22 protein-coding genes are annotated in these 24,875 nt (G+C 45.4%); 10 read left to right on the top strand and 12 right to left on the bottom strand.

Annotated elements, in window-relative coordinates:
• Position 1: 1 nt before the first annotated feature.
• On the bottom strand, positions 2-1,405 hold the full coding sequence (rlmD, locus tag MD536_RS12730) for a 23S rRNA (uracil(1939)-C(5))-methyltransferase RlmD (protein WP_239600296.1): 1,404 nt from the start codon (positions 1,403-1,405) through the stop codon (positions 2-4).
• 53 nt (positions 1,406-1,458) lie between these two features.
• On the opposite strand from rlmD, the gene MD536_RS12725 reads away from it, so the two are divergent.
• The 3 genes from MD536_RS12725 (at position 1,459) to MD536_RS12715 (ending at position 5,536) form a co-directional block, all read left to right on the top strand.
• Positions 1,459-2,916 (top strand): TlpA family protein disulfide reductase, encoded by a 1,458-nt coding sequence (locus MD536_RS12725; protein ID WP_239600290.1) that lies wholly within the window; start codon positions 1,459-1,461, stop codon positions 2,914-2,916.
• Positions 2,913-4,778, top strand: a complete 1,866-nt coding sequence (locus tag MD536_RS12720) for a peptidylprolyl isomerase (RefSeq protein ID WP_239600288.1) — start codon at positions 2,913-2,915, stop codon at positions 4,776-4,778. The genes MD536_RS12725 and MD536_RS12720 overlap by 4 nt, the downstream gene beginning before the upstream one ends.
• A 62-nt stretch (positions 4,779-4,840) precedes the next feature.
• Positions 4,841-5,536: a porin family protein gene (locus MD536_RS12715; RefSeq protein ID WP_239600281.1), complete on the top strand. Its 696-nt coding sequence runs from the start codon at positions 4,841-4,843 to the stop codon at positions 5,534-5,536.
• Positions 5,537-5,576: 40 nt separating this feature from the next.
• On the opposite strand, the gene metF is transcribed toward MD536_RS12715, so the two are convergent.
• Positions 5,577-6,530, bottom strand: a complete 954-nt coding sequence (metF, locus tag MD536_RS12710) for a methylenetetrahydrofolate reductase [NAD(P)H] (protein WP_239600279.1) — start codon at positions 6,528-6,530, stop codon at positions 5,577-5,579.
• Between the two features lie 86 nt (positions 6,531-6,616).
• On the opposite strand from metF, the gene lptB reads away from it, so the two are divergent.
• Positions 6,617-7,408, top strand: coding sequence for an LPS export ABC transporter ATP-binding protein (gene lptB / locus MD536_RS12705; protein ID WP_239600268.1), 792 nt, complete (start codon positions 6,617-6,619; stop codon positions 7,406-7,408).
• 24 nt (positions 7,409-7,432) lie between these two features.
• Positions 7,433-8,938 carry a GH3 auxin-responsive promoter family protein gene (locus MD536_RS12700; protein WP_239600267.1) on the top strand — a complete coding sequence of 502 codons (1,506 nt, stop codon included), beginning with the start codon at positions 7,433-7,435 and terminating at the stop codon, positions 8,936-8,938.
• On the opposite strand, the gene MD536_RS12695 is transcribed toward MD536_RS12700, so the two are convergent.
• Complete coding sequence (locus MD536_RS12695; protein WP_239600253.1) at positions 8,925-9,662, bottom strand: GNAT family N-acetyltransferase; 738 nt, start codon at positions 9,660-9,662, stop codon at positions 8,925-8,927. The genes MD536_RS12700 and MD536_RS12695 overlap by 14 nt on opposite strands.
• A gap of 86 nt (positions 9,663-9,748) precedes the next feature.
• Between MD536_RS12695 and fabG the strand changes: the two genes are divergently transcribed.
• Positions 9,749-10,504 (top strand): 3-oxoacyl-[acyl-carrier-protein] reductase, encoded by a 756-nt coding sequence (gene fabG, locus MD536_RS12690; RefSeq protein ID WP_239600251.1) that lies wholly within the window; start codon positions 9,749-9,751, stop codon positions 10,502-10,504.
• A 60-nt stretch (positions 10,505-10,564) separates the two neighbouring features.
• Here fabG and MD536_RS12685 read toward each other — a convergent pair whose 3' ends face one another.
• Positions 10,565-12,436, bottom strand: a complete 1,872-nt coding sequence (locus tag MD536_RS12685; RefSeq protein WP_239600249.1) for a serine hydrolase — start codon at positions 12,434-12,436, stop codon at positions 10,565-10,567.
• 81 nt (positions 12,437-12,517) lie between these two features.
• Between MD536_RS12685 and MD536_RS12680 the strand changes: the two genes are divergently transcribed.
• Together MD536_RS12680 and MD536_RS12675 are read left to right on the top strand one after the other, a co-directional pair.
• Entirely contained in the window at positions 12,518-13,537 is a 1,020-nt protein-coding gene (locus MD536_RS12680) for a fumarylacetoacetate hydrolase family protein (RefSeq protein WP_239600244.1), read from the top strand.
• The gene (locus MD536_RS12675) at positions 13,527-14,411 is read left to right on the top strand and encodes a flavin reductase family protein (RefSeq protein ID WP_239600239.1); all 885 of its coding nucleotides are present in this window, start codon (positions 13,527-13,529) and stop codon (positions 14,409-14,411) included. Before MD536_RS12680 ends, MD536_RS12675 begins: the two co-directional genes overlap by 11 nt.
• On the opposite strand, the gene MD536_RS12670 is transcribed toward MD536_RS12675, so the two are convergent.
• Both MD536_RS12670 and MD536_RS12665 read right to left on the bottom strand, forming a co-directional pair.
• Positions 14,408-15,442 carry a glycosyltransferase family protein gene (locus tag MD536_RS12670; RefSeq protein ID WP_239600238.1) on the bottom strand — a complete coding sequence of 345 codons (1,035 nt, stop codon included), beginning with the start codon at positions 15,440-15,442 and terminating at the stop codon, positions 14,408-14,410. The two genes, MD536_RS12675 and MD536_RS12670, sit on opposite strands and share 4 nt — an antisense overlap.
• Positions 15,443-15,459: 17 nt before the next feature.
• Positions 15,460-16,296 (bottom strand): UDP-2,3-diacylglucosamine diphosphatase, encoded by an 837-nt coding sequence (locus MD536_RS12665; protein WP_239600237.1) that lies wholly within the window; start codon positions 16,294-16,296, stop codon positions 15,460-15,462.
• Between the two features lie 120 nt (positions 16,297-16,416).
• Here MD536_RS12665 and lysS point away from each other — a divergent pair, with 120 nt between their 5' ends.
• A complete protein-coding gene (lysS, locus tag MD536_RS12660) occupies positions 16,417-17,937 on the top strand; it encodes a lysine--tRNA ligase (RefSeq protein ID WP_239600236.1) in 1,521 nt (506 codons plus the stop codon).
• A gap of 60 nt (positions 17,938-17,997) precedes the next feature.
• Here the strand turns inward: lysS and MD536_RS12655 are convergent, their stop codons facing one another.
• From MD536_RS12655 to MD536_RS12630, 6 genes are all read right to left on the bottom strand, one after another.
• The gene (locus MD536_RS12655; protein WP_239600235.1) at positions 17,998-18,819 is read right to left on the bottom strand and encodes an SDR family oxidoreductase; all 822 of its coding nucleotides are present in this window, start codon (positions 18,817-18,819) and stop codon (positions 17,998-18,000) included.
• 577 nt (positions 18,820-19,396) lie between these two features.
• Positions 19,397-20,383, bottom strand: coding sequence for an aldo/keto reductase (locus tag MD536_RS12650; RefSeq protein WP_239600228.1), 987 nt, complete (start codon positions 20,381-20,383; stop codon positions 19,397-19,399).
• Positions 20,384-20,393: 10 nt separating this feature from the next.
• Positions 20,394-21,107 (bottom strand): LPS export ABC transporter periplasmic protein LptC, encoded by a 714-nt coding sequence (lptC, locus tag MD536_RS12645; RefSeq protein ID WP_239600225.1) that lies wholly within the window; start codon positions 21,105-21,107, stop codon positions 20,394-20,396.
• On the bottom strand, positions 21,100-22,470 hold the full coding sequence (gene bamG / locus MD536_RS12640; protein ID WP_239600223.1) for a BamG family beta-barrel-assembly machinery protein: 1,371 nt from the start codon (positions 22,468-22,470) through the stop codon (positions 21,100-21,102). The genes lptC and bamG overlap by 8 nt, the downstream gene beginning before the upstream one ends.
• Complete coding sequence (locus tag MD536_RS12635) at positions 22,448-23,173, bottom strand: type III pantothenate kinase (protein ID WP_239600218.1); 726 nt, start codon at positions 23,171-23,173, stop codon at positions 22,448-22,450. Before MD536_RS12635 ends, bamG begins: the two co-directional genes overlap by 23 nt.
• 17 nt (positions 23,174-23,190) lie before the next feature.
• Positions 23,191-23,907: an LON peptidase substrate-binding domain-containing protein gene (locus MD536_RS12630; protein ID WP_239600216.1), complete on the bottom strand. Its 717-nt coding sequence runs from the start codon at positions 23,905-23,907 to the stop codon at positions 23,191-23,193.
• 3 nt (positions 23,908-23,910) lie between these two features.
• Between MD536_RS12630 and meaB the strand changes: the two genes are divergently transcribed.
• Entirely contained in the window at positions 23,911-24,807 is an 897-nt protein-coding gene (gene meaB / locus MD536_RS12625; protein WP_239600214.1) for a methylmalonyl Co-A mutase-associated GTPase MeaB, read from the top strand.
• Positions 24,808-24,875: the final 68 nt, after the last annotated feature.

The raw sequence follows: 24,875 nt of genomic DNA, 5'->3' as shown, positions 1-24,875 counted from the left end.
ACTAGTTTCTCCTTTTTAACTGAACTACATTTTCAATATGGTGCGTATGCGGAAACATATCCACCGGTTGCACTTTTGTTACAATATATCCTTCATCCAGCAAACTCAGATCACGTGCCTGGGTGGCGGGATTACAACTCACATATACCACTGTTGGAGCTCCCATTTCCAGGATTTTCTGTACCAGTTTTTCATGCATGCCTGCCCTGGGTGGATCCGTGATGATCACATCCGGTTGACCTTGTGCCTGAAAAAAAGCATCGTTGCAAATATCCACTACATCGCCGGCAAAAAAGGCAGCATGGTGGATTTGATTGAGCGCGGCATTTTCTTTTGCATCCGCGATGGCATCCTCAATTACCTCAACACCAATCACTTTGGCAGCATTCCGGCTAAGAAAAATGCCGATACTGCCGGTACCGCAATACAGGTCATAAACAGTTTCTTTCCCGGATAGTTCGGCGAAATCCCGGGTCACCTGATAGAGCCGTTCCCCTTGCCGGGTATTGGTCTGGAAAAAAGACTTCGGACTGATCTTAAACTGAAAATCCTCGAGTTGTTCCATCGCATACCCTTTGCCGTGGTACACAATCGGCTCCTGGTCGTGTAAGCTATCGTTGAATTTGGTATTTATCGTATACAACAGGGTGGTTATTCCAGGAACCTGCTGCAAGAGGTGGTTCAGCAGCGCTTCACGCTTTTTTTTCTCTTCCCGGCCGAAAACTAAATTTACCATTACTTCCCCGGTCGTAAGTACTCTTATCAGGAGGGTACGCAGAAATCCTTTATGTTCCCGGATATCATAATATTCAAGCTGGTGAGCCGCAGCATAATCTCGGATGGTATTCTTAATGGCATTTGTAGGTTCCGCCATCAGGTGGCAGGTCTTGATATCAATCACTTTATCAAAAAGCCTGGGAACATGAAAACCGAGGGCATTTTCAGGCAGGATCTCTTCCCGGGTGCGTATTTCCTCCGCACTCAGATAACGCCGGTTGCTGGCAGTAAACTCAAGTTTATTCCGGTAATACCGGGTTTGATAACAGCCCAGAATCGGTGCGATCTCAGGAATAGCTACCTTTCCAATCCTCCTTAATTGCTGCTCAACTTCCTGCTGCTTATATAAAAGTTGTTTTTCATATGGCAACATTTGCCATTTACATCCGCCACAAATCCCAAAATGCTCACAGAAGGGCTCTACCCGGTCGGAAGAGAAGCTGTGAAAATGTTCAGCACGTCCCTCTGCCCAGTCTTTTTTGTTTTTACTCAGGCGCACATCAACCACATCGCCGGGCACAGCCCCTTCAATAAATACCACTTTCCCCTCCACCCGGCTCAATGATTTCCCTCCGGCTGCATAGTCTTCAACTGTTAATTTTTCCAGTCGCAGGTTCTTTTTACGCATGCGGCAAAAGTAAACACAATATTATTGTGGCCAATTCGTGAAATTAGCAGTCAATGAAACCAATGAAAAACTGGATCCTGTGCTTCTGTCTGGGAATTTGCGGACAAGCCCTCGCACAATCGGGCAATGCTACCGCTTATGAAATCAAGGTAAGCCTCAATGCCTACCAGAATCAATACCTCTACCTGGCCTATCATTATGGCAAAACCAAGGCCCTGGCGGATTCTGCCCTGGTGCAGGCCAATGGTACCGCAGTATTTAAAGGGAACAAAGCACTGCCTGGGGGTATATACATCATGGTATCTCCCAAAAAAGAATTTCTTTTTGAATTGCTGGTGGACAAAGAACAAAAGTTTGCCGTTCAGGCTGATACGGCCCGATTGCACGATGTAAAATTTACCGGAAGCATTGACAACAATGAGTTCCTGGCTTATACCGGTTTTATCCAAAACCGGGGAAAGGAAATCTTCGCCCTGCAAAAACAGCTGGCTGCTGCTCCTAACAAGAAGGATTCTCTTACGCTGCAAAAGCAGATCGCAGAATTGAATTCGGCTATTCATCAATATCGGTCAAATTATATCAGTAAATCACCCGAAAGTTTTTTAAGCGCTTTGTTTGCGGCGCTCCAGGAACCGGTTATACCACCAGCCGCCCAGCATCCGAAAGGTGTTTACGATACGGCCTGGGCCTATCAGTATTTTAAAGATCATTACTGGGACAATATTAGCTTTAGCGATGAGCGCCTGGTTCGGACACCGTTTTTTGAAGGCCGACTGGAGCGCTATTACCGTAACCTGGTATCACCCGAGCCCGATTCCATCAAAAAGGAAATTGATTATATGCTGCTGTATGCAAGGAGCAGTAAAGACATGTACCGCTTTCTGCTGACCCATTTTGTTCAGAAATATATTCAACCGGAATTCATGGGCCAGGATGCGGTATATGTCCATCTTTTTGAAAAATACATCAATGAAAAACCGGAAGTAGACTGGTTTACGGAGAAATACCGGAAGCACATGACCGACCGTGCCTATTCACTCATGGCCAACCTGATCGGCAACCCGGCCTGGGACCTCCCCCTGGTGGATAGCACTGGTAAACTCAGACCACTATATGAAGTAAAAGCAAGTTACACAGTAATCTGTTTTTGGGATCCAACCTGTGGGCATTGCAAGGAGCTGGTACCCAAACTCGATTCCATGTACCAGGCTAAATGGAAAAGCCAGGGTATCAAAATCTATGGAGTAATGACAGAAGGGGGCAAAGAAAACTGGACAAAGTTTATAAAAGAGCACAAACTGAACGACTGGATCCATGTGTACCAGACACCTGAGCAACGAAAAGAAGAACAGGACGCAGGCAAGCCCAATTACCGCCAGTTGTACGATGTTTACCAGACCCCGGTTTTATACCTGCTGGATGATCAGAAGAGAATCATCGCTAAAAAGCTCACTTACCAACAGTTGGATGAGGTAATCTCGATGAAACAACAAAAGCAAGCTTCCAAATGACCTGGAAAAAATGTTTTTTGCTGCTAACAACTGTTTTGTTGCTGATGCCTGCTATCTCGCACGCACAAACGCTTTTTAGTTACGGAGGTAATGAAGTTCCCAGTCAGGAGTTCCTGGAAGCTTTCAGGAAAAATAATCCAGAAAAAAAAGCGAGCCGCCAGGAATTGGAAGAATACCTGGAACTCTATATCCGGTACCGGTTGAAAGTTCAATGGGCCTACCAGGCTCAATTGGATACGCTACCATCCATACAGATGGAGTGGGAACGATTTCGTAACCAGGTTGCCGGACAGTACGTGACCGACGACAGCACCTTACAGGAATTGATTGATGAGGCTTTAAAACGATCAGCCACTGAACGGTTAATCTCACATATCTATGTTGCGGCCGGCAATGATTCAACTGCTGCGGCAGCTAAAATCAATGCAGCGAAAGCAGCTTTAACCAGGGGGGAACCATTCGAAAAAGTGGCGCTTCAATTCAGTGAAGATCCTTCCGTGCAACAAAATAAAGGATTGATCGGCTGGATTAGTGTGTTTACACTCCCTTATGAGCTGGAAAACCTTGCCTATACTACTTTGTTAAATCAGGTAAGTCCGGTTTATCGTTCTGCATCCGCCTTTCACCTGTTTTACGTACAGAACAGCAGGCCTTCCACCGGAAAAACCAGTATTGCCCAGCTTTTTCTGGAAATCCCGGAAAACGCAGAAGAGGTTATTCGAAAAAAAGCGGATTCGCTCTACCAGCTACTAAAAGCCGGTGCTGATTTTGCGCAACTGGCCTATCAGTTCAGCAATGATAATGCAAGTTATCAGAATGGTGGAGAGCTGTTACCATTCCAGGCGGGAACCTATGACCCGGCATTCGAAGCGGTTGTGTCGAAGCTGGATAAACCCGGTGCGATCAGTGCCCCCTATCGAAGCAGCCAGGGCTTTCATATTATAAAACTATTATCCCGGGAAGCACTACCTGAAAGTACAAACGAAGCATTCAGGGAAGATATCAGAAACAGGGTGCTGGCATCGGATCGCTATCAGAAAGCGAATGAAGCTGCTTACCTGAAAGCAAGAAAGTTGACGGGCTTAAAGATGCTACCGGTAAAGGGCACGCGAAATGCATCCAGTCCTATTGCATCTATCGGCAAGCGGATACTGACCGAAGGTGAGTTTCAGTTATACCGGCAAGACCAGTCGGGCTTAGGTTCTTCCGGTCAAAAACTGCCATCAGAGGAAACGCAAAGAGAGAATTTTATAAGACAACAAGTCATGCAGGAATACCTGCGTAACCTGGAGATGTATCGTCCTGACTTTGCAGCACAGTTAAATGAATTTCGGGAAGGCACCCTCATATTTGAAGCGATGCAGCAGCAAATTTGGGATAAGGCGGCAACCGATGAAAAAGGATTACAGGCTTATTTTACACAACATGCAGCTCGTTACAAATGGAAGGAAAGTTTCCGGGGAGTATTGTTTACCTGTTCTGATCAGGCCACTGCAACCACTCTGTATAATCAGATTAAATTGCAGCCACAGCAATGGAATACCATTTTACCCCGCTTCAGAAATACCGTGCTCGCAGACACTGGTCGTTATGAGTACGATCAGCTACCCTTTCACCTGGATACTATGAAACTGGCAGTCGGTGGGCTTTCCAATCCGCAGCAAATTGAAGATTCGGAACAGTTCGGGTTTGTTTATTGCATAGAAAAATTACCAGCCAATCTGCCCCGCGACTTTGAAAATGCCAGGGGCTATGTACTTAACGATTATCAATTACAACTGGAAGAAGATTGGATTCAGGAACTGAAAAAGACCTATCCGGTAAAAATCAACAAATCGGTTTTGAATAGTCTTAACAGGTAATGGCATGGTTTCTGCGTTTATGCCTAATCGTTAACTTTGACACCCATAAATCAAACACTATCATGAAGAAAATGATTTTAGTGATGGCAGTAGGAGCCATCACAACCGCAGTGAAAGCACAGGACAATAAACTCTATCTGAAAGGCGGTTACAACCTCGCCAATGTAACTGTAACAGGTGATGGCGCAGTAGATGATGCACGGGCGCTTTCCAGTTTCCATGCCGGTTTAATGGTAGATCTTCCCATTGGTGCGGGATTGCTTTCCCTTCAGCCAGGCATTCTTTATACCGGCAAGGGTACTAAAGTAGAGAATGGAAAAAGTACCGATGCAAGCTATTTCAAAGCAACGGCCAATCCCCAGTATATTGAAATCCCGATGAACCTGGTGGTGAACCTTCCTTTGGCTGACAAGGAATCCAAATTCTTTGTAGGTGCAGGTCCTTATGCCGCTATGGGCATCGGAGGGAAGAATAAAGTAGAAGGTAAAGTTTTTGGAGTAGGATTCAAATCTGAGGAAAAAATTGAATTCAGCAATGATGATCCCACTACAACAGGAACCGAAGAAGGTGCCGGAGTTGGCTACATGAAGCGTTTTGACTTTGGCGTAAATGGCACAGCCGGATTCGCTTTTAAAAATGTCTTACTCTCCATCAATTATGGACATGGACTTACAAAAATAAATTCCGGCAGCGATAACGGCGCGGATGATAAACTGAAAAACAGAGTTTGGAGTTTGTCTTTGGGCGTTAGCCTGTAAGGATGTGAGACGTCAGAAGTGAGACGTCTGACGTCTCACATTACACCAGCTCTTTCACCACATTCCAGATCACTTTAGGCTTTCCAAGTGTATAATAATGCAGGACAGGAACGCCTGCTTTTTTTAATTCACGGCTTTGGTTAAGCAGCCATTCGGTACCTACCAGTTCAACATCTGCATCCGATTTACACTTCATAATTTCAGCAGAGAGGTCATCCGGAAGATCCACGTGGAAGGTCCGGGGTAAAATGGTCATCTGCTTTTTGTTGGTAATTGGTTTTAACCCTGGAATAATGGGCACATTGATACCGGCAGCGCGGCAACTCTGAACAAAATCAAAGTATTTCTGGTTGTCAAAGAACATCTGGGTAACCACATATTCGGCACCCGCTTCCACTTTTGCTTTCAGGTAAGCGATATCGGTAGCCTTATTAGGCGCTTCAAAATGTTTTTCGGGATAGCCGGCCACACCCACACAAAAAGTACCTTTTCCAGGATCCTTCACCTCTTCCTCCAGGTAAATGCCATGGTTCAGATCAATAACCTGCTTCAGCAAATCAATTGCATAGCGGTTACCCCCTGGTTCAGGCTCGAAAAAGGTTTCGTTCTTTGCTGCATCCCCTCTTAACACCAGCACATTATCGATTCCCAGGAAGGCGAGGTCAATCAATGCATTCTCCGTTTCTTCCCTGGTAAAACCGCCGCAAATCAGATGTGGTACAGGATCTACATTGTAATGCTGCATGATAGCCGCACAGATACCAACGGTACCGGGGCGTTTTCTCACTTCAATTTTATTAAAACTACCATCCGCCTGCTTTTTGAACATCGTCTCACTTCGATGGTACGTTACATTGATGAATGAAGGTTTGAATTCCATCAGTGGATCAAGGTGGTTGTAAATCGCATTGATGCCCTTTCCCTTCAACGGCGGAAGCACCTCGAATGAAATCAATGTATCTTTCGCCTGGTTTATATGTTCGATTACCTTCATGATTACGCTTGCCTGTTAATAAACTATCTGCAAACTTAGGATGCCGTTAGGATATAACAAGGTATTTTTGCCAAAAGCAGGATCCCTTGAGTTTAGTTATCACCACCAATGAACTGGTAAAGCGATATGCCAGCCGGACTGTTGTAAATCATGTTTCCGTTTCGGTTAAACAGGGCGAAATCGTAGGACTGCTCGGGCCAAACGGTGCCGGCAAAACCACTACCTTTTACATGGTAGTAGGACTGATCAAGCCTGATGAGGGGCGTGTATACCTTGATCAGCGGGATATAACAGAGCTTCCCATGTATAAAAGAGCACAGTTGGGAATCGGCTATCTGCCGCAGGAAGCTTCTGTATTCCGATCCCTTTCTGTGGAAGATAATATCCGCTCAGTACTGGAAATGACTAAACTTACCCGCCAGCAACAAAAGCAAAAACTGGAAGAATTACTGGACGAATTCAGGTTGCACCATGTTCGGAAAAACAATGGCGACAGCCTGAGCGGGGGTGAACGAAGAAGAACGGAGATCGCGCGGGCATTGGCGGTGGATCCGAAATTTATCCTTTTGGATGAACCCTTTGCTGGGGTGGATCCGATCGCGGTAGAAGATATTCAGACGGTGGTAGCCCGTTTAAAGTATAAAAATATTGGCATCCTGATAACCGATCACAATGTAAATGAAACCCTTTCCATCTGTGACCGTGCCTACCTCCTGATTGACGGAAAAATTTTCAAACATGGTACCGCAGAGGAGCTGGCAGAAGACGAACAGGTACGCCGATTGTACTTGGGGCGCAACTTCGAACTCAAACGAAAAGACTATTTGCACGAAGAAGTGATGAAGGGCATCAGCGATTTACCCAAGTTTGAAGACTAATTTTCGTATTTTGCCGCCAGCAGTATGAAACTGATCTCGCCAGCCATATCGAGACTTGCCCGGCTGAGGCTTTGGCAAATTGAGCAGTGGGTTGCCAACCCGGTAGCCGCTCAGCGCGAGGTATTGCAGGAATTAGTGACCTCCGCGCAATACACCGAAATCGGCCGCCAATACGGGTTCAACCGCCTGTTTAACGTCAGGGAATTCAAAAGAACTGTGCCTGTTCATGAGTATGATGACCTGAAGCCTTTCATTGAACGCATGTTGCAGGGAGAAGAAAATCTGCTATGGAATACCCCCATCCGATGGTTTGCAAAAAGCAGTGGTACCACCAGCGATAAAAGCAAATTCATTCCTGTAAGTGATGAAAGCCTGGAAGAAAATCATTACCAGGGCGCCAAAGATGTTTTGACCCTTTATTATGGGCATAATCCCGATTCCGAATTACTTAGCGGTAAAGGATTGGTCATTGGAGGATCCCACCAGGTAAGCCAGGCAACAGAAGAAATCAGTTATGGCGATTTGAGCGCTGTGCTCCTGCAGAATTCACCCTTTTGGGGTCATTGGTTGAGAACTCCCGACTTATCCATTGCTTTAATGGATGAGTGGGAACATAAGATTGAGCAACTGGCGCTCAATACCATTCCTGAAAATGTTACTTCGATTTCAGGAGTTCCTACCTGGACCCTGGTTCTGATGAAGCGCATACTCGAGATGACAGGCAAATCCTGCATCGCAGAAGTTTGGCCCAACCTTGAATTATATATGCACGGCGGAGTTTCATTTGTGCCATACCGTGAGCAATTCAGACAGCTGATCGGAAAAGATATTCAATACCTGGAAATGTACAACGCCAGCGAAGGCTTTTTCGCAGCACAGGATAGTCCGGATGCAGATGGCATGTTATTGTTCACGCGTCACGGAATTTTTTATGAATTCATGCCAATTGAAGAATATGGTAAGAAGTTCCCAAACACGGTTGGATTGAATAAAGTTGAACTGGGCAAGCAATATGCGCCCGTGATCAGTACTACCGGCGGACTCTGGCGATACATCATTGGGGATACCATCCAGTTCAGTTCCCTTGCTCCCTACCGAATCAAGGTAAGTGGAAGACTCAAACACTTTATCAATGCATTTGGTGAAGAAGTGATTGTGGACAATACTGATAAAGCCATTTCCTCGGCCTGCGAAAAAACCGGTGCTTCAGTAAATGACTATACCGCTGCTCCCATCTATTTCAGTCAGCATGGCAACGGTGCCCACGAATGGCTGGTAGAGTTTGAAAAAGAACCGGAAGACCTGGCCCTGTTTGCCTATGAGCTGGATTCGGCACTCAAGAATCTGAACAGCGATTACGAAGCAAAAAGACAAAAAGACATTGCATTACGGATGCCAGTTGTAAAGGCTGTGAAAAAAGGCCTCTTCAACGAATGGCTCCGTTCGCGCGGTAAGCTGGGGGGGCAACATAAAGTTCCCCGTCTTAGTAATGACCGTACCATCCTGGATTCCATCCTTAGTTTTTTGTAGAACCAAATTTGAGGTAAAGGTTTCGCATAATGTAGTAGGGCAATGTGAAATAATTACTGGATACTTTTTTTACTCCTCCAAAATCCAGTTTGAACTGCAACAAACTATCAATTACATCCTTGCTATTGGGCGGTGAATACCCGCCGAAATCATAAACCTCAATTCCTTCATCTTTGAATGCCAGCATATCACGGTAGTGCAGATACTTGTTGGCGCGTCCTATTTTATTACGATCAAAGTTTTCATCAAATCGTTTGGAAGCCGAGTGCATCTGCCTGACAATTTTCTGTTCAGGGTCATATACGTAGGTATGTGCGGCTAAAATTTGTCCGTTTAATTCTGCATAACTAATCCGCAGGGCATCGCCAAAGTAAGCAATCCGTTCATTTGTTTCCGGAGAGAGCCCTTTACTTTTTGCAAACTCATTAAAAAATGCAACAAACTTCGGAATGTTGTTATCGAAATAGCAGATCACCCCATCTTCTTCTGATTTACGAACCTGGGCTTTTACCGTTCGGGCAAAATCATCTAAAATTTTCTCTTTCGATTTGGTCAGATCCAATTCAACCGTATAATTAGCTTCTTTGATCAGGAAGGGATGCCATTTGTCTTCTCTAACATGGTTAAAAGAGTGAATCAAAAATTTGTTCAGTATTCCCGGACGAATGGAAAACCAGTTATCATGCACATTTAGTCCGTAAAATTTTCTAGAGTACCAGACCATGGGTTGTAATTAGGTTTAAGGTTTATTCGATTTAAAAATAGCCAAATTCATAAAACTACCTATTTTCACAGCTAATTTTTAGACGAATGAAACTTCTGGAGAATAAGATCGCAATTGTAACCGGCGCTGCCCGGGGAATTGGAGAAGCCATCGCCCTGAAACTGGCTGAGCAGGGTGCACATATCGCCTTTACGTATGTTAGTGAAAGCAGTGCGGAAAAAGCTGCTGCCCTGGAACAAAAACTGGTCGGATTAGGTGTGAAAGCGAAGGCCTATCGCAGTAATGCGGGCAAATTCGAAGATTGCGAAACCCTGGTAAATGATGTTATAACACAGTTTGGCGGAATTGATATCTGTGTAAACAATGCCGGTATTTCGAAGGATAATCTTTTGCTCAGAATGACTCCTGATCAATGGGATGATGTAATCAATACCAACCTGAAATCGGTTTACAATATGACCAAGCAGGTGATTCGTCCGATGATGAAAGCAAAATCCGGCAGCATTATCAATATGAGCTCTATTATCGGGATGAAGGGAAATGCCGGACAGGCAAGTTATGCTGCCTCCAAAGCCGGGATAATCGGATTTACCAAATCAATTGCGCAGGAATTGGGCAGCCGGAATATTCGTTGTAATGCCATCGCTCCCGGTTTTGTAGAAACAGATATGACGCACTATCTGAAAGAAGGCAGCGGAGCCGATGAATACCTTAAGCAAATACCACTGGGCCGCTTTGGTTCAGCTGAAGAAATTGCCAATGTTACCCTCTTCCTGGCCAGCCCGATGAGTTCTTATGTAACCGGCCAGGTAATCAGCGCCTGCGGTGGTCTCTATCAATAAACTTCTTCACCGGTCGGGTGAAAACCGCCATAGGCAGTTGCCACCCGACCGGTGAAAGGCTTAATCCAACAAAGCGGGTACTGATTTCAACTTATACCCCTTTTGCTGTAACCAATCGATCAATTCTTCCAAACGGCTCCAGGAGGGATCGGGCCTGTCCGGACCAGTGCCAATATGCAATAGCAGCAGGAACCCATTTAAGCCGGATCTGGTCTCCAGATCTTTTATTGAAGTAAAAATTGTTTCAGTGGTTCTGTAATTTTTATCTTGTATACGGGTATAATCTGCCTGACTCAGGGTGCCTGAAGTATTGTTAACCAGGTGACGGCCTAATTGCTTTGTCCACCAAACGATACTATCATTGTACCATTCATAGGAAGGCATGAAGTAAACTGATTGTGAGGGATTAATACCAATCGCCCGCATCGCTTCCTCATTGTTTCGAATATCATTCTGGTACATCTCTTTTGATATCAATAGGCTGTCGCGGTTGGACCAGTCGCAGCACAAGAGGTGCTTATCTCCATGTCCACCCATATAATGTCCGTCTGCTTTTAACTCCCGGATCAGTTTCTGGTGTTTCGGGTTCCGGTAAAAATCACCCGTCAGAAAAAAGGAGGCTTTCACTCCTTTCTTCTTTAGTACCCGCCGGATAGTTGCAGCACCTTCCCCATATTCATGCCCGGTAAAAACCAGTGCCAACTCCTTTCGTGTGCTGTCGCCCCTGGTGATTGCTCCACCCGTCCGGTGGCACCGGACGGGTGGCACCGGACGGGTGGAGTGGAGGAGGATTTCACCAATCTCGCGGAAGAAAGGATAACCGATGGAATCGTATTCATAACGGTTATCATTCAAGATGCCATCACTGTTCACGTAGATCACCCCACTCAACATAAACTCACGGTTGTGGGACTTGTCCAGGATATAGGCCACATCAATCAGGTAACCGTAAGACCAGCCGGTTTTATTGTAGATCCGGATATGATCCGGTACTTTCCTTTTCCCATCGCGGTACAAAAAGAACTTGGAATAACTGTCGAAGAATTCAGTGGTATCAAAAACGGGAAACCTGGATTCCGATGGCAATTCACTGATCGCATCCAGCATTAATTTTCGCGTTTCATCAGATAAACGAAAACGCTGGCGTTCAGGAACGCTGGAAGGAAAGAGAAAGGACTGCAAAACCTGCTGCATATCCCGCAGGGGCATACGATTATGCGTAGTAAAATCAAAAGGCTCCTGCACCAGTGAATCCGACCAGTTGTAATGCGCATTGCCCACCAGTATCCTGCGACTGAAATCAAAAGGGAAAGCACTTTTTCTTGCTGGCTGTTCCATTAGTAAACGGCCATCACTGGTTAACAACTGAACCGCTTCTGTAACACGATGTTGCTCCGGTGTCAATGGTATAAAGCGTCGTGTGATCCGACTACCAGTATAACCCATCTCCTGCAGGCGCAGATTGATCGCCTCCTGCCCCAGGAATTGAAACAATTTATTGTAAGCCAAATTGTCACTAACAATCATCGCTTCCCTAACCAGCTCCAGGAAAGATTTCGTCGCTGAACTATCTGTTTTTAACAAAGTCAGCGGATTTATACCAATAGACTTCAGCGAATCCATCTTTTCCATAGCCATCAATGCCACTGGAAATTTAACCATAGAGGCCGGATTGAAATACAATGAATCACTAACATTCAGATACTGATGTCTGAAAACCGGCTGATTCGAGCTATTTCTGGAAATCTCGGTATAAATCAGTTGATATTGGTAGATCTCAGGATGATCCAATACGTTTTTCAAAACCGGACTGGCAGCTGCCCGGATGCGTTGTTCCAGTGCCACATCGTGCAATCGTTGCTGGGCTTTTATTCCAACACCCAGCAAGCTCATTATCGCGATCATTCCAATCCGGAATTTGAACAGATCCATATTAATTCAAGACTTGATTAAACAGGAAGATAATTATTCCTGTTATTTTTGACCCTTTCTAAGCTTGCTAAAACAGTACACATGAAATTGGTTTCCTACCTAGTAGAAGGACATGATCAGTTGGGTATTTATATTGACGGATACATTTATGCGATGGAAACCCTCCACCCCGAGCTGCCCGGGTCAATGGGTATGTTCCTGCAATATTGGGAGGACTCATACTCGCTTGCATTGAAAGCTGAGGAAATGGTGAAGATGGGACGAATCCCCAAAGAAAGAGGCATTCCCTATGATGCAGCTTATCTCCTTGCACCGGTTCCCTTCCCCACCAGCTGTCGCGACGGCTATGCTTTTCGCCAGCATGTGGCTTCTGCACGCCGGAACAGGAACGTACCTATGATTCCCGAGTTCGATCAATATCCAATCTTTTATTTCACCAATCATACCAGCATCCAGGGTCCAGGTGATATTGTATGTATGCCCGATCATTTTGAACAACTGGATTTTGAACTGGAAGCAGCCATCGTTGTTTGCAAAGCAGGAAGAAACATAAAAGCGGAAGAAGCAGACCAATACATTGGGGGACTAATGATCATGAATGATATGAGTGCACGTCGCCTGCAAATGGAAGAAATGCTGCTTAACCTGGGGCCTGCAAAAGGAAAAGATTTTTCTACGGTGATCGGTCCCTGGCTGGTAACACTCGACGAACTGGAGCCTTTTGAAATTGCGCCAAAACCTGGTCATACCGGCAAGAACTGGAACCTGCGCATGCAATGTCACGTGAATGGCATACAGGTGAGCGATGGAAACCTCGGTGATATGGACTGGACCTTCGCTGAAATCATAGAACGTTGTTCCTATGGAGTGACCTTACATCCCGGTGATGTGATCGGAAGTGGCACCGTTGGAACCGGTTGTTTCCTGGAATTAAACGGAACCGGAAAACTGAATGATCCTAATTATGTAGCACAGTGGCTGAAAGATGGTGATAAAGTGGAGCTAACGATCGACCAGCTTGGTGTATTGAGTAATACCATTGTATCAGAACCCACTGATTATTCTATTCTGGCAAGAAAAAAAACCGGTCATGCAGATTGATTTCAACACACTCACAGCCCCCCAAAAACAACAGTGGCTCCAACATGCAATCGGACCCAGGCCCATTTGTTTTGCCTCTACCATTAGTGCCAAAGGGGAAGTAAATCTGAGTCCCTTTTCCTTTTTTAATATGTTTTCATCCAATCCGCCAATACTGATTTTTTCCCCATCCAGGCGGGTGCGAGATACTACTACCAAACACACACTGCAAAATGTGTTGGAGGTTCCGGAGGTCGTGATCAATATTGTGGACTACAATATAGTACAACAGATGTCGCTTGCAAGTTGTGAATACCCGAAAGGAACCAACGAATTCATCAAGGCAGGCTTTACACCTGAAGCCTCCAGCCTGGTGAAACCTCCAAGAGTGAAGGAAAGTAAGGTGCAACTGGAATGCAAAGTGCTTGAAACAAAAGAACTGGGAACAGAAGGAGGAGCGGGATGCCTGGTCATTTGTGAAGTACTTCGCATGCACGTCGCCGATAGTATACTGAATGAGGCTGGCACCATGATCGATCAGCGAAAACTGGAACTGACAGCCCGCCTGGGCGGCAACTGGTATTGCAAGGTGGATGCTTCCAATTTATTCGAAGTAGAGAAACCCAATACGGAATTGGGTATTGGCGTGGATACACTACCTGCACCCATCCGTAATAGCAGTATTTTGACGGGCAATAATCTCGGGCAATTGGCTAATGTAAGAGCCATTCCGGATGTGGATCCTTCCTTCCATGATGAGCGACTTAAAAATATCTTTCAATATTACTCAGTCACTCCCGATGAAATGGAACTGGAACTGCATCGATATGCCAAAGAATTACTGGATCAGCAAAAAGTTACGGAAGCCTGGCAGGTACTGCTGGCACTGAGTTAACCAAGCATCAAATCCGGGTACAGCAATTCCAGTGAAACACCTTTTGAAGGATAATTATCCATCAGGTAACCGAGAATTTCCGGGATATTATTGCTGTATTGAAGCTCAGTTCTCTGCTCTGTACCAATCCATTTCAAAAATTGGGAACTGAAAGTGTTATCAATTTTATTCAGCACCGGAATACCAACTGTTTCAAGTGCCGCCGCATTACAAAACTGCTCATATTGCCCTTGTATGGGAATCACCATCAATTTCTTACCCAGGTGTAATACTTCCGCAGGTGTTTCAAATCCGGCACCTGTAATTACTCCAAAAGAGTTGATCATACTTTCATTAAAAAGGCGCTGGTTTACCGGCAGCAGCTTTACGTTTTTATGTTCTTCAGGGCGACTTACCTGCCTGGAGAAGACTTCAAACTTAAAGGCGCTGAGTTGCTGAAAAAGCGGTATCAGTGATTGATCACTGTAAGCAGAAAGATATACGGTGATATGTCCCATATTACGGGGACTTGCCTGTAAAATATCCTTTTTAATTACGGGTTCAAAAATAAAGTTGTCATACTTTTTGAAGTGCAGCCCGATATACTGTGAGGCTCTAGCATAATTTTTTAAAAGCCACTCTCCTAAGAAATCCTGCTTAGCAGGTCGCGGTGCCAGATCTGACTGAAAAGCCGCCTGGTGTCCAAGATTCACGGAGGGAACCTTTTTATACAGGCATGCCATCGCCGTAATTGATTCAAAATCATTAATCACTACATCGTAGTTTTCAACCGCCAGGTCTCTAACTTCTTTCCATAACCGAAGTGGATTCAATTGGGAAGCAATTCGATTGTATTGTAAGCCCCCGTTTGTATTGTAAAAAAGACTCAGTCCCTTGCTCCTGTACCGAACCGGTAACTCATTCTGAAGCTGGGCGTTTGCTCCGCTCAGGAACACATCCACTTTTCCATAGCGTTGCAGGTAAGGTAACAATTGTACAGCCCGGCTGATATGACCGTTTCCTGTTGCCTGAACTGCATAAAAAATCTTCATCTGTGTTTTTTTAGGGTTTATATCGCCAGCGATTGCACATAAAAATTCACTTCATCGGTGACGACATTGAGTTCTGTTTTTTCAATTTCCAGTTTACTGTTGGCAAATTGTTTTTCATCGTAGGTATAGATATGCCAGTCGTTCTGGTAAAATTCAAGCGATGTCATATGCTCCACCCAATCGCCACTATTCAGATACATTACTTTCCCTGCTTCCGTTTCCACCAGGCGTTTCTGCGGTTGATGGATATGTCCGCAGATGACAAAATCATATTTTTTCTCAATAGCGATCTCGGCGGCCGTCATTTCAAAATCGTTGATACGGATCACCGCTTTGTTCACACCGGCCATGATGGATTTAGATAAACTGATCCGGTCGCGTCCCAACAGTTTCATTACCGAATTGATCCCCCGATTGAGCAACATCAGAAATCCATATCCATTACTCCCCAGTTTGGCCCAGAATTTCGCTGCGCCACGGGTGGTATTGTCAAATACATCACCGTGAAAGATCCAGGTCATTTTGGAATTGATTTCGATGACCAGTTTGTCGGTAAGTTGGAAATTGCCCATTTCAATTCCGGAATACCGCCGCATGATCTCATCATGGTTTCCGGTTATATAAATCACCCGCGTGCCTTTCGCCATCATGCAGAAAATTTCCTTCACCACCGCCATATGGCTGGCCGGGAAATAATGTTTGCTGAACTGCCAGGCATCAATAATATCACCGTTCAGGATCAGGATCTGGGGGGCAATACTTTTCAGGTAGTTCAGCACTTCCTTTGCTTTAGCTCCGTAAGTGCCCAGGTGGAGATCGGATAATATGGCTACATCAAGGGGACGTCTTTCCATAATGGGTTGTTTATCAAAATTGCTCCATACATATTACCCCCATGTAAACCATGTATTAAAGAATTGTAATGTCTGGCTTTGCAGTGGATGCGTTATTTTTGCGCTTCAAATTTTGGCAGCATGCATTTATCTGAACAAGAACTGATCCGGAGAGAGAAACTGAACCAGTTACAGGAATTGGGTATTGATCCCTATCCTGCTCCCCTTTACCCTGTCAATACCAACGCAGCATATATTAAGAAACATTATAAAGGCGAAGAGAATAAAGCTGATTTCACTGAAGTATGCCTGGCGGGCCGCATCATGAGTGTGCGGGATATGGGAAAAGCCAGTTTTGCAGTTTTGCAGGACAGCACCGGCCGGATCCAGATTTATGTGAGGCGTGATGATATTTGTCCGGGTGAGGATAAGTCCCTTTATGATAAGGTTTGGAAACATCTCACTGACCTTGGGGATATATTTGGCGTGAAAGGATTTGTTTTCACTACCAAAACCGGGGAAACATCCGTACATGTGACAGAGCTCACTATGTTGACCAAATCGCTGAAACCGCTGCCGGTAGTGAAAGAAGCAGATGGCCAAACTTTCGACGAGGTTACGGATCCGGAGTTCAAATACCGCCAGCGATACGCTGATCTGGTGATCAATCCGCAGGTGCGTGATACGTTTGTGAAACGCAGCAAGATGATCAATACCATCCGCGATTTTCTGAATGATCGTGGAGCATTGGAAGTGGATACGCCGGTATTGCAGGCGATTCCCGGTGGTGCAGCGGCACGCCCCTTTATCACACATCACAATGCGTTGGATGTTCCTTTTTATCTGCGTATTGCCAATGAATTATACCTGAAGCGTTGCATCGTTGGAGGGTTCGACTGGGTGTATGAATTCAGCCGGAACTTCCGCAATGAGGGAATGGATCGCACCCATAATCCTGAGTTCACCATCCTGGAATGGTACACTGCCTATAAGGATTACAACTGGATGATGGAAACAACTGAGCAATTACTTGAGCAGGTTGCGATTGCCTTGCATGGTACCACGGAAATTCCGGTGGGTGAAAAAACCATCAGCTTCAAAGCGCCGTTCAAACGCATTTCCATTTTTGATGCTATCAAGGAGAATACAGGAATCGATATCAGTGAAAAGGATGAAGCTGGTTTACGGGAAGTATGTAAACAACTGAAAATTGATGTAGCTCCAACCATAGGAAAAGGCAAACTGATTGATGAGATTTTTGGCGAAACTAGTGAGCACACATATATACAGCCTACTTTTATCATTGATTACCCGGTGGAGATGAGTCCGCTTACCAAAAAACATCGCAGCAAACCCGGACTGGTAGAGCGTTTCGAGCTGATGATCAATGGAAAAGAAATTGCGAATGCCTATTCTGAACTGAATGATCCGATTGATCAGCGGGAACGTTTTGAAGAGCAGGTCAAATTGATGGAGCGGGGTGACGATGAGGCGATGTTCATTGATCAGGATTTTCTCCGTGCACTTGAATATGGCATGCCTCCAACTGCAGGAATAGGCATTGGTATTGATCGACTGTGTATGTTACTGACCAACCAGCCGTCGATTCAGGATGTGCTGTTGTTCCCGCAGATGAGGCCGGAAGGGATAAGTGAAAGGTGAAACGTGAGAGGTGAAAGGATGTTCTCTTCTTTCACGTTTCACCTTTCACCTTTCACGTTGTCATACAAACAAATCATTCATCAGCTTCTGATTCGGATTCACGGCATATTTGGCGAAATCCGTGATGCCTTCCGCGGAAAGGACTTCTTCGTCAATGAAGAAATTTCCAGTGCACTCGAAGGAAGGGCGTTGCAGAATGTAATAAGCAGCATCCGCTACAATTTCAGGAGTGCGGCTCCTTTGCATCAGAAAATCACCTCCCAACAGGTTTTCAACCGCAGCTGTTGCAATCGTGGTTTTAGGCCAGAGGGCGTTTGCGGCAATGCGATGAGGCTTTAATTCTTCTGCCAATCCGAATACCACCATGCTCATTCCATATTTGCTCATCGTGTACGCAAGATGGGGAGCAAACCAGCGGGGATCCATGTTAAGTGGTGGCGAGAGGTTCAGGATATGCGGGTTGTGCGATTTCTTCAGGTGAGGTATACAGGCTTTGGACACGAGGAAGGTTCCCCGTACATTGATCCCATGCATCAGGTCCCAGCGCTTGGCCTCCGTTTGTTCTGTTGGAGTCAGGCTGATCGCACTGGCATTGTTAATAAGGATATCAATGCCGCCGAATTCGGTAACTGTAGACTGAACCGCCTGTTCAATACTCTCTTCAAAACGGATATCCGCTTGCAGGGGAAGTACTTTTCCCGCACCCGCAGCCTTTATTTCTTCAGCAGCCGTAAAAATGGTTCCTTCCAGTTTGGGATGCGGTTCTGCGGTTTTTGCGGCAATTGCAATATTGGCTCCATCTGCGGCTAATCGCATGGCGATGGCCTTTCCAATACCCCTGGAACCGCCCGTAATCAAGATGTTTTTATTCTTAAATGACATGACAAATCGTTTATTTTCAAGATACTAACGAAAGTTAGGTGAGTTCTACCAGATTTCCTTTCGTAATTCTACGAAATCTCCAGTAAATCATGAAGCAGGCAAATTCAGCAATAGCCCTCTTGTGCAGGTTGTGGGTGGTTTATACTTTTGTTATGTCAGTGATCGATATCAAATCACCCAAATCCTAAAGAAAAACCAGACCGATGTAAATCGGACTTCCAAGATCCAAAAAAAACCAAGTATCCAAGATCCTAAAGGCGAAAGCCGAAAAACCAAGAGCATCACAATATCCAAGAAAAGACCAAGTATCCAATTATCCGGTAGAAAGACCAAGAAAAAACCAATGTTCCGAAGAAAGACCAAGTGATTCGATCTCGTTGACCTGACAAAGTAGTAAGTTTTTAGAATCCAGTATCAAATCCAATTCCTAAAGAATGACCACGTCCTGAAAAAAATTTGTACCTATCGATGGCCGAGACCCGTTGGTTCTGAACGTACAAAGAATTAAAAGCCCGATGCAGTCCATTGCATCGGGTTTTTTATTTGCTCACCCGTCCGGTGGCACCGGACGGGTGGATTATGCGAGGTTGAGGAAGGGCTTATTTCCCATGATTTCGTCAATTTTTGCGAGTACTTCCGGAGTCAATAATGGTAACACATCCAGCGCTTTCAGGTTATCGACCAGCTGTTCTTTGCGGGTGGCTCCAAGTATGGCAGTAGTTGTATTCGGGTTGGCCAGGGTCCAGGCGATCGCAAGGTTACCAATGGAAACTCCCAATTCACCTGCCAGTTCATTCAATTTTTTCAGTTTCGCGATTTTTTCCTCCTGCAGCCAGCGATCCCGAAGCCATTCAAATCCTTCCAGCCCCAGTCGGCTGCCTTCGGGTGTACCCTGCAGGTATTTTCCTGTGAGGAAACCCGCCGCCAGCGGACTCCAGATCGTAGTTCCCATTCCTACATTCTGAAACACAGGCAGGTAATCCTGTTCCATCTTCATACGCTCAAAGAGGTTATACTGAGGTTGCTCCACAACCGGACCGATCAGCCGGTATTGCTGTGCTACCCTATGCGCCTCCATGATTTCCGCACCACTCCACATGCTTGTACCCCAATAGAGTATCTTACCCTGGGTAATCAGGTTGTGCATGGTCCAAACCACTTCTTCAATAGGAACAGCCGGGTCCGGACGGTGACAGAAATAAAGATCCAGGTAATCGGTCTGGAGTCGGTCCATGGCCTCGTGACAGGCTTCCACAATATGTTTTCGGCTCAGGCCCGTTTGATTGGGTTTATTCTCTTTACGCCATCCAAAAAATACTTTGCTGGACAACACATAAGAACTACGATCCCAATCTTTGGTTTTAAGTACCCGACCCATCATTTTTTCACTCTCACCAAGCGCATATCCCTCTGCATTATCAAAGAAATTAATTCCCTGTTCGTAGGCAATGCTCATCAGTTCATCGGCAGTAGCATCCCCAATTTGCTTGTGAAAACTTACCCAGCTACCAAAACTGAGTGCACTGAGTTGAAGGCCGGTTCGGCCCATGCGACGGTATATCATGAATTGCGATTTAATTTTCTTTTTTTGGCAGAACCGATGGTGTTGGTTCAGCCACCGGAGGGGTGGGCGATTGACCCGTCGGGCGGGCAGGTGCAACATTCAGGGAATCGGTGGCAACGCCGGTTGAGTCTGTCAGGGTTGCGGGGCCGAATCCTCCTTTAGGTACCATCACCTGACCCGTGATTTGTTTGATCAGGTACCAGTTGAACGACTGATCCGCCTCCAGTCCTTTCCCAAAGATAATTTTATCCGGCTGGTGGATCTGAACATCTTTATCCGTGTAGAACATTTCTTTGTTCTGATCCCACCATAGTTCCTCACATTTCAACGTGTCTTTACGGTTATTGAACACCAGCACACTATCACGTAAAAAAACTTTCTCTTCGGTCTCCCGGTAGCGGCCATACTTGGAAAACAGTTCACTTTGAACCTGGATACTATCGTTATAAAAATCCACGTGTAAACTGTTGGGAAATTCGATATAAGGAGAATCGGTCTGATACCGGTTCATGACAGGTGCCGTTAATTTAGCTTTCATCTTTCCTCCCTGGCTCAGATAACTTTCAATGAATTTGGCTTCTTCAACAGCAATCCGACTTTTGGAAAGTGCTGCCAGTTCTTCCTGGCTGTTTTCACAGGCTGTCAGCAGCAGGCCAAAAAAAAGACAGCACCCTAACAGTGCTGTTAATTTTGACTTGCTTATATCGTGAAAAAAATTAGTCATATTTCCGCTTCACGAACCAGAGATCACTAAGGGTAGCGCCAAGTGAGATCCGGAACATATTTTCCTGGAGGCGTGTTTCAGGGGTACCCCTCCTTCCAAATTCAACACCCAGGTTCAACATGGTATACTGATTACTGAATCGGTTTGGCCGAACGGGAAAACCAAATCCCATGGTTACTGTGTATTGTTTCAACTCTTCACCTCCATACCGGATATAATCGGTCCCGAGATTAAAGCCGGCCCGGTAAGTTACCCTTCCCCAATAATTTGAACCATAGGCACTCGGAATGAACTGCCCGCCAATACGAAACATATAAGTTGAACCAACCGAATCTTTGGCATCATAGAGCCGGAAGTCATCCCATGAAGTGGTGGAATACTCCGCACCCATCATCCATTTGTCCTGTCGTTCAATGGTGAAACCACCGGAATAAGTAGTAGGAAAAATAACGGTACCCTGCACACCTTCTTCGCGGTAAACAGAATCCCGGATAAAAGTTCCTCCGGAAGCATCATATTCGAAGGTTTCCCGGATGATATCTCTGTTCGCGTTGTATTCACTGGAGAAAGTGGCCGTTGCTCCCAATACCAATCTTATATCCTTACTGAGTTTAGCCCGGTACTGAATACCCGTATTAATTGACAATCCACCAAAATTGATCTTGGTCTGGTAATTCCCCTTGTAATAAACCACACTGTCATTTATAAAGGATTTCCGGGTTCCGAAGTCCTTGGTACCGAAGAAATAACCCAGGTTGGCTCCAATACTGAAATTTCCAAAGCCTTTACCCAATCCCATATAAGCCTGATAAGATCCGCCCTTACCCTGGTAAAGCGTTAAGGTTGAATCAATACTGTTTCCAGTTTCAGGATTGATTTCACGTCCGTACGACTGAATCTGGTAGTTGATCCTGCTGATGGGTCTGAGTCCCAAAACCATAGAAAAATTCCGTTTCCGACTGATTGGTACCCCTAACTGGAGGTAGGATATATTGGCAAAGGTGGCTTTGTATTTTTCGATAACATTCCGCTCCTGTAATACCTGGTTTTCCACTTCAAAGCCTATATCGAAGGAGGTAGTTCTCAGTCGCGCATAGGAAGCGGGGTTCAGAAAGTTGATGGATTGGGGTTTGAGGTAGCGGGGAACACCCTGTTTTACATCATAACGTTCATCAAAATCAACATAACCGGTGGTAAGACCGCCCATTCCTCTGGTCACGATCGGGGTGGATGGTACCAGGTTACCCCAGCCATAACGGGAGTACGGAGAGTTTTCCTGGGCATTGGTCACCATCCCACAAAACAGCAGTACGGTTAAGAGCAGAAGGTTTATTGGTTGTTTAATTACACTCACTGATCGCATACAGTCCTTTAAAGATTAAATTCTGGTCGGCAAATATCTTGTTTTTTAGGTGGGGGACAAAATAGGCCGAATTACCCCCGGTTAACAGCACGTTAAAGTTCCCATACCTTTCTTTGTAGGCATCAATGAAGCCATCGATCTCTTTGGCCATGCCCAGAATCACGCCGCTGGTGATATTGGTGACCGTATCATAACCCACCAGGGGGAAATTCCAGTCTTCCTTAACCAGTGGCAGAAGGGCCGTATAATCTTTCAGGCTGCGAAACCGCATTTCCATACCGGGAGAAATACCTCCGCCCAGGAATTCATAGTTCCGGTTTACAAAATTGTAGGTAATGGCCGTGCCAAGGGCGATGGCCAGGTTGTTTTTTCCAGGGAAAAGATTAACGGAGGCAGCCACCAATGCAAGACGGTCTGCTCCGATTGTTTCTGGTTTTCCAACCGGTGTGGTAAAAGGCAGCCTTGTAAGGTGGGAAAGCTTATGAAAATGAGCCTTTTCTGCGAAAAGAACCTCCAACGAAGGCGGATGATTCATGACAGAAGAGAGAATGATTTTCTCAGCGGGAAATTCCTCCAGCAGGGGTGCAATCGCAGCAGGTTCAAGACTTTCCAATAAACGGACACCTGAAAATTCACCATTGGTGAAAATGGCCATTTTCTGGCGGGTATTTCCAAAATCAAAACAAAGCGTAATGCGCGCCATAAGGGTGTTCGCTGGATTTACAACTCAAAATCGAGCGAAGATAGGTTTTTAAAATGGCCGTTGAGTTTAACTTTTTCCTTGAGCTGTTCCATCTCCGCCAGTACCGGTAATACCTTGGCAAGGTGGCGCTTTAGGTATTCCTGTCGCTGCAATTCATGCAGCAGACTGAGTAATTCATATTCTTCCTGTACGGAAAGTCCGGCATGATGCGCCACATCATAACTAACCAATAGCTCATCCGGCTTATTAAATTTTTTATCCAGTTTAAGAACCTGATGCAATTCCCGGATACTGCTGATCAATTTTCGCATCAGCTCGGGATTACCCCTACCCTCTACGTTTTGGGGATAATGAACGATGGCGCCGCTATACAGTTTATCGGGAATGGATTTCACCACTTCCAGCACTTTAAAAACGGTGAGTCCTTCCGTTTCAATATCCATTTCTCCGTTGTCGTATAACTTGCTGACCTTTTTCACTCTGACCAGGGTTCCCCATTCACCAAGTTGATTATTAAGCACGGTTGGAATGCCAAACAATTTATTGTCGGCCACACATTCCTGGATCAGCTGTTTATAGCGAGGTTCAAAAATATGGAGGTTCAATTGTTCACCCGGAAACACCACGATACCAAGGGGAAATATCGGAACAAAATTGGTCATAAGCGTAAAGCAAACAATATTAAGAACAAAAGGCGATTCAAACCCGGATTCTGCAAGATTATCTACCTTCATCCTATGTGGGATCAACTTTTGTCAAAGATTTTACACGGCGATATTAAAAGCATTGCACGCTGCATTTCACTGATCGAAAATGAAGTTCCCGGTTATGAAGAATTACTGAAAGCATTACCGCACCATACCACTCCGATTATAGGAATAACCGGACCTCCGGGAGCCGGAAAATCAACCCTCGTGGATGCCCTGATCGGAGCACTGGTGAAGGAGGAAAAATCAGTAGCTGTTTTGTGTGTGGACCCCTCCTCCCCCTTCCATCTGGGTGCTGTACTCGGTGACCGGATCCGGATGAGCAGCTGGTACAATCATCCATCGGTTTTTATCCGATCGCTCGCTACACGGGGTTCATTGGGAGGACTCCATCCCCATATAATTGAGATCACCGAACTGCTGAAAGTAACTCCGTTTGATTATATACTGGTGGAGACAGTAGGGGTAGGACAAAGTGAAATCGAAATAGTCGGATTGGCAGATTGTACCACTGTCGTATTGGTTCCGGAAGCCGGTGATGAAATCCAGACCATGAAAGCAGGGCTCATGGAAATTGCAGATATTTTTATTGTAAATAAAGCAGACCGGCCGGATGCGGATTTGTTCCTTCGCAATCTCCGCAGCATGCTTGCACCCAGTTTCAGCAGGCACTCCACGGAAGTACCAATAATCAAAACAATTGCATCTCAAAAGCAGGGCATATCCGACTGGCTGCAGGCTATCGAAGCACATCTTGCCAAACACAAGGAACCAGATAAGCGTGCCTGGCTACTTGCTGAACGAGCCTATCATCTCATAGAACGCAACCGCATGAAAGATGTAAATAAACAACGTCTGAAAGAAGCCATTGAAGACTTACAAAGGCGGCATGCGTTCAATTTGTATCAGTTTGTGCAGCAATTCTAAAACGTGAAAGGTGAAAAGTGAAAGGTGAAAGTATGTGAAAGGTGAGAAGTGAGAAGTGAGAAGCAAGA

The organism is Flavihumibacter cheonanensis, assembly GCF_022352215.1.
Lineage (GTDB): Bacteria > Bacteroidota > Bacteroidia > Chitinophagales > Chitinophagaceae > Flavihumibacter > Flavihumibacter cheonanensis.
This window is presented reverse-complemented; position numbering and strand designations above follow the sequence as displayed.

Bases quoted from the DNA above. Each gene is read 5' to 3' on its own strand.
- rlmD (WP_239600296.1), bottom strand. From the start codon at position 1,405: ATGCGTAAAAAGAACCTGCGACTGGAAAAATTAACAGTTGAAGACTAT.
- MD536_RS12725 (WP_239600290.1), top strand. From the start codon at position 1,459: ATGAAACCAATGAAAAACTGGATCCTGTGCTTCTGTCTGGGAATTTGC.
- MD536_RS12720 (WP_239600288.1), top strand. From the start codon at position 2,913: ATGACCTGGAAAAAATGTTTTTTGCTGCTAACAACTGTTTTGTTGCTG.
- MD536_RS12715 (WP_239600281.1), top strand. From the start codon at position 4,841: ATGAAGAAAATGATTTTAGTGATGGCAGTAGGAGCCATCACAACCGCA.
- metF (WP_239600279.1), bottom strand. From the start codon at position 6,530: ATGAAGGTAATCGAACATATAAACCAGGCGAAAGATACATTGATTTCA.
- MD536_RS12700 (WP_239600267.1), top strand. From the start codon at position 7,433: ATGAAACTGATCTCGCCAGCCATATCGAGACTTGCCCGGCTGAGGCTT.
- MD536_RS12695 (WP_239600253.1), bottom strand. From the start codon at position 9,662: ATGGTCTGGTACTCTAGAAAATTTTACGGACTAAATGTGCATGATAAC.
- fabG (WP_239600251.1), top strand. From the start codon at position 9,749: ATGAAACTTCTGGAGAATAAGATCGCAATTGTAACCGGCGCTGCCCGG.
- MD536_RS12685 (WP_239600249.1), bottom strand. From the start codon at position 12,436: ATGGATCTGTTCAAATTCCGGATTGGAATGATCGCGATAATGAGCTTG.
- MD536_RS12680 (WP_239600244.1), top strand. From the start codon at position 12,518: ATGAAATTGGTTTCCTACCTAGTAGAAGGACATGATCAGTTGGGTATT.
- MD536_RS12675 (WP_239600239.1), top strand. From the start codon at position 13,527: ATGCAGATTGATTTCAACACACTCACAGCCCCCCAAAAACAACAGTGG.
- MD536_RS12670 (WP_239600238.1), bottom strand. From the start codon at position 15,442: ATGAAGATTTTTTATGCAGTTCAGGCAACAGGAAACGGTCATATCAGC.
- MD536_RS12665 (WP_239600237.1), bottom strand. From the start codon at position 16,296: ATGGAAAGACGTCCCCTTGATGTAGCCATATTATCCGATCTCCACCTG.
- lysS (WP_239600236.1), top strand. From the start codon at position 16,417: ATGCATTTATCTGAACAAGAACTGATCCGGAGAGAGAAACTGAACCAG.
- MD536_RS12655 (WP_239600235.1), bottom strand. From the start codon at position 18,819: ATGTCATTTAAGAATAAAAACATCTTGATTACGGGCGGTTCCAGGGGT.
- MD536_RS12650 (WP_239600228.1), bottom strand. From the start codon at position 20,383: ATGATATACCGTCGCATGGGCCGAACCGGCCTTCAACTCAGTGCACTC.
- lptC (WP_239600225.1), bottom strand. From the start codon at position 21,107: ATGACTAATTTTTTTCACGATATAAGCAAGTCAAAATTAACAGCACTG.
- bamG (WP_239600223.1), bottom strand. From the start codon at position 22,470: ATGCGATCAGTGAGTGTAATTAAACAACCAATAAACCTTCTGCTCTTA.
- MD536_RS12635 (WP_239600218.1), bottom strand. From the start codon at position 23,173: ATGGCGCGCATTACGCTTTGTTTTGATTTTGGAAATACCCGCCAGAAA.
- MD536_RS12630 (WP_239600216.1), bottom strand. From the start codon at position 23,907: ATGAAGGTAGATAATCTTGCAGAATCCGGGTTTGAATCGCCTTTTGTT.
- meaB (WP_239600214.1), top strand. From the start codon at position 23,911: ATGTGGGATCAACTTTTGTCAAAGATTTTACACGGCGATATTAAAAGC.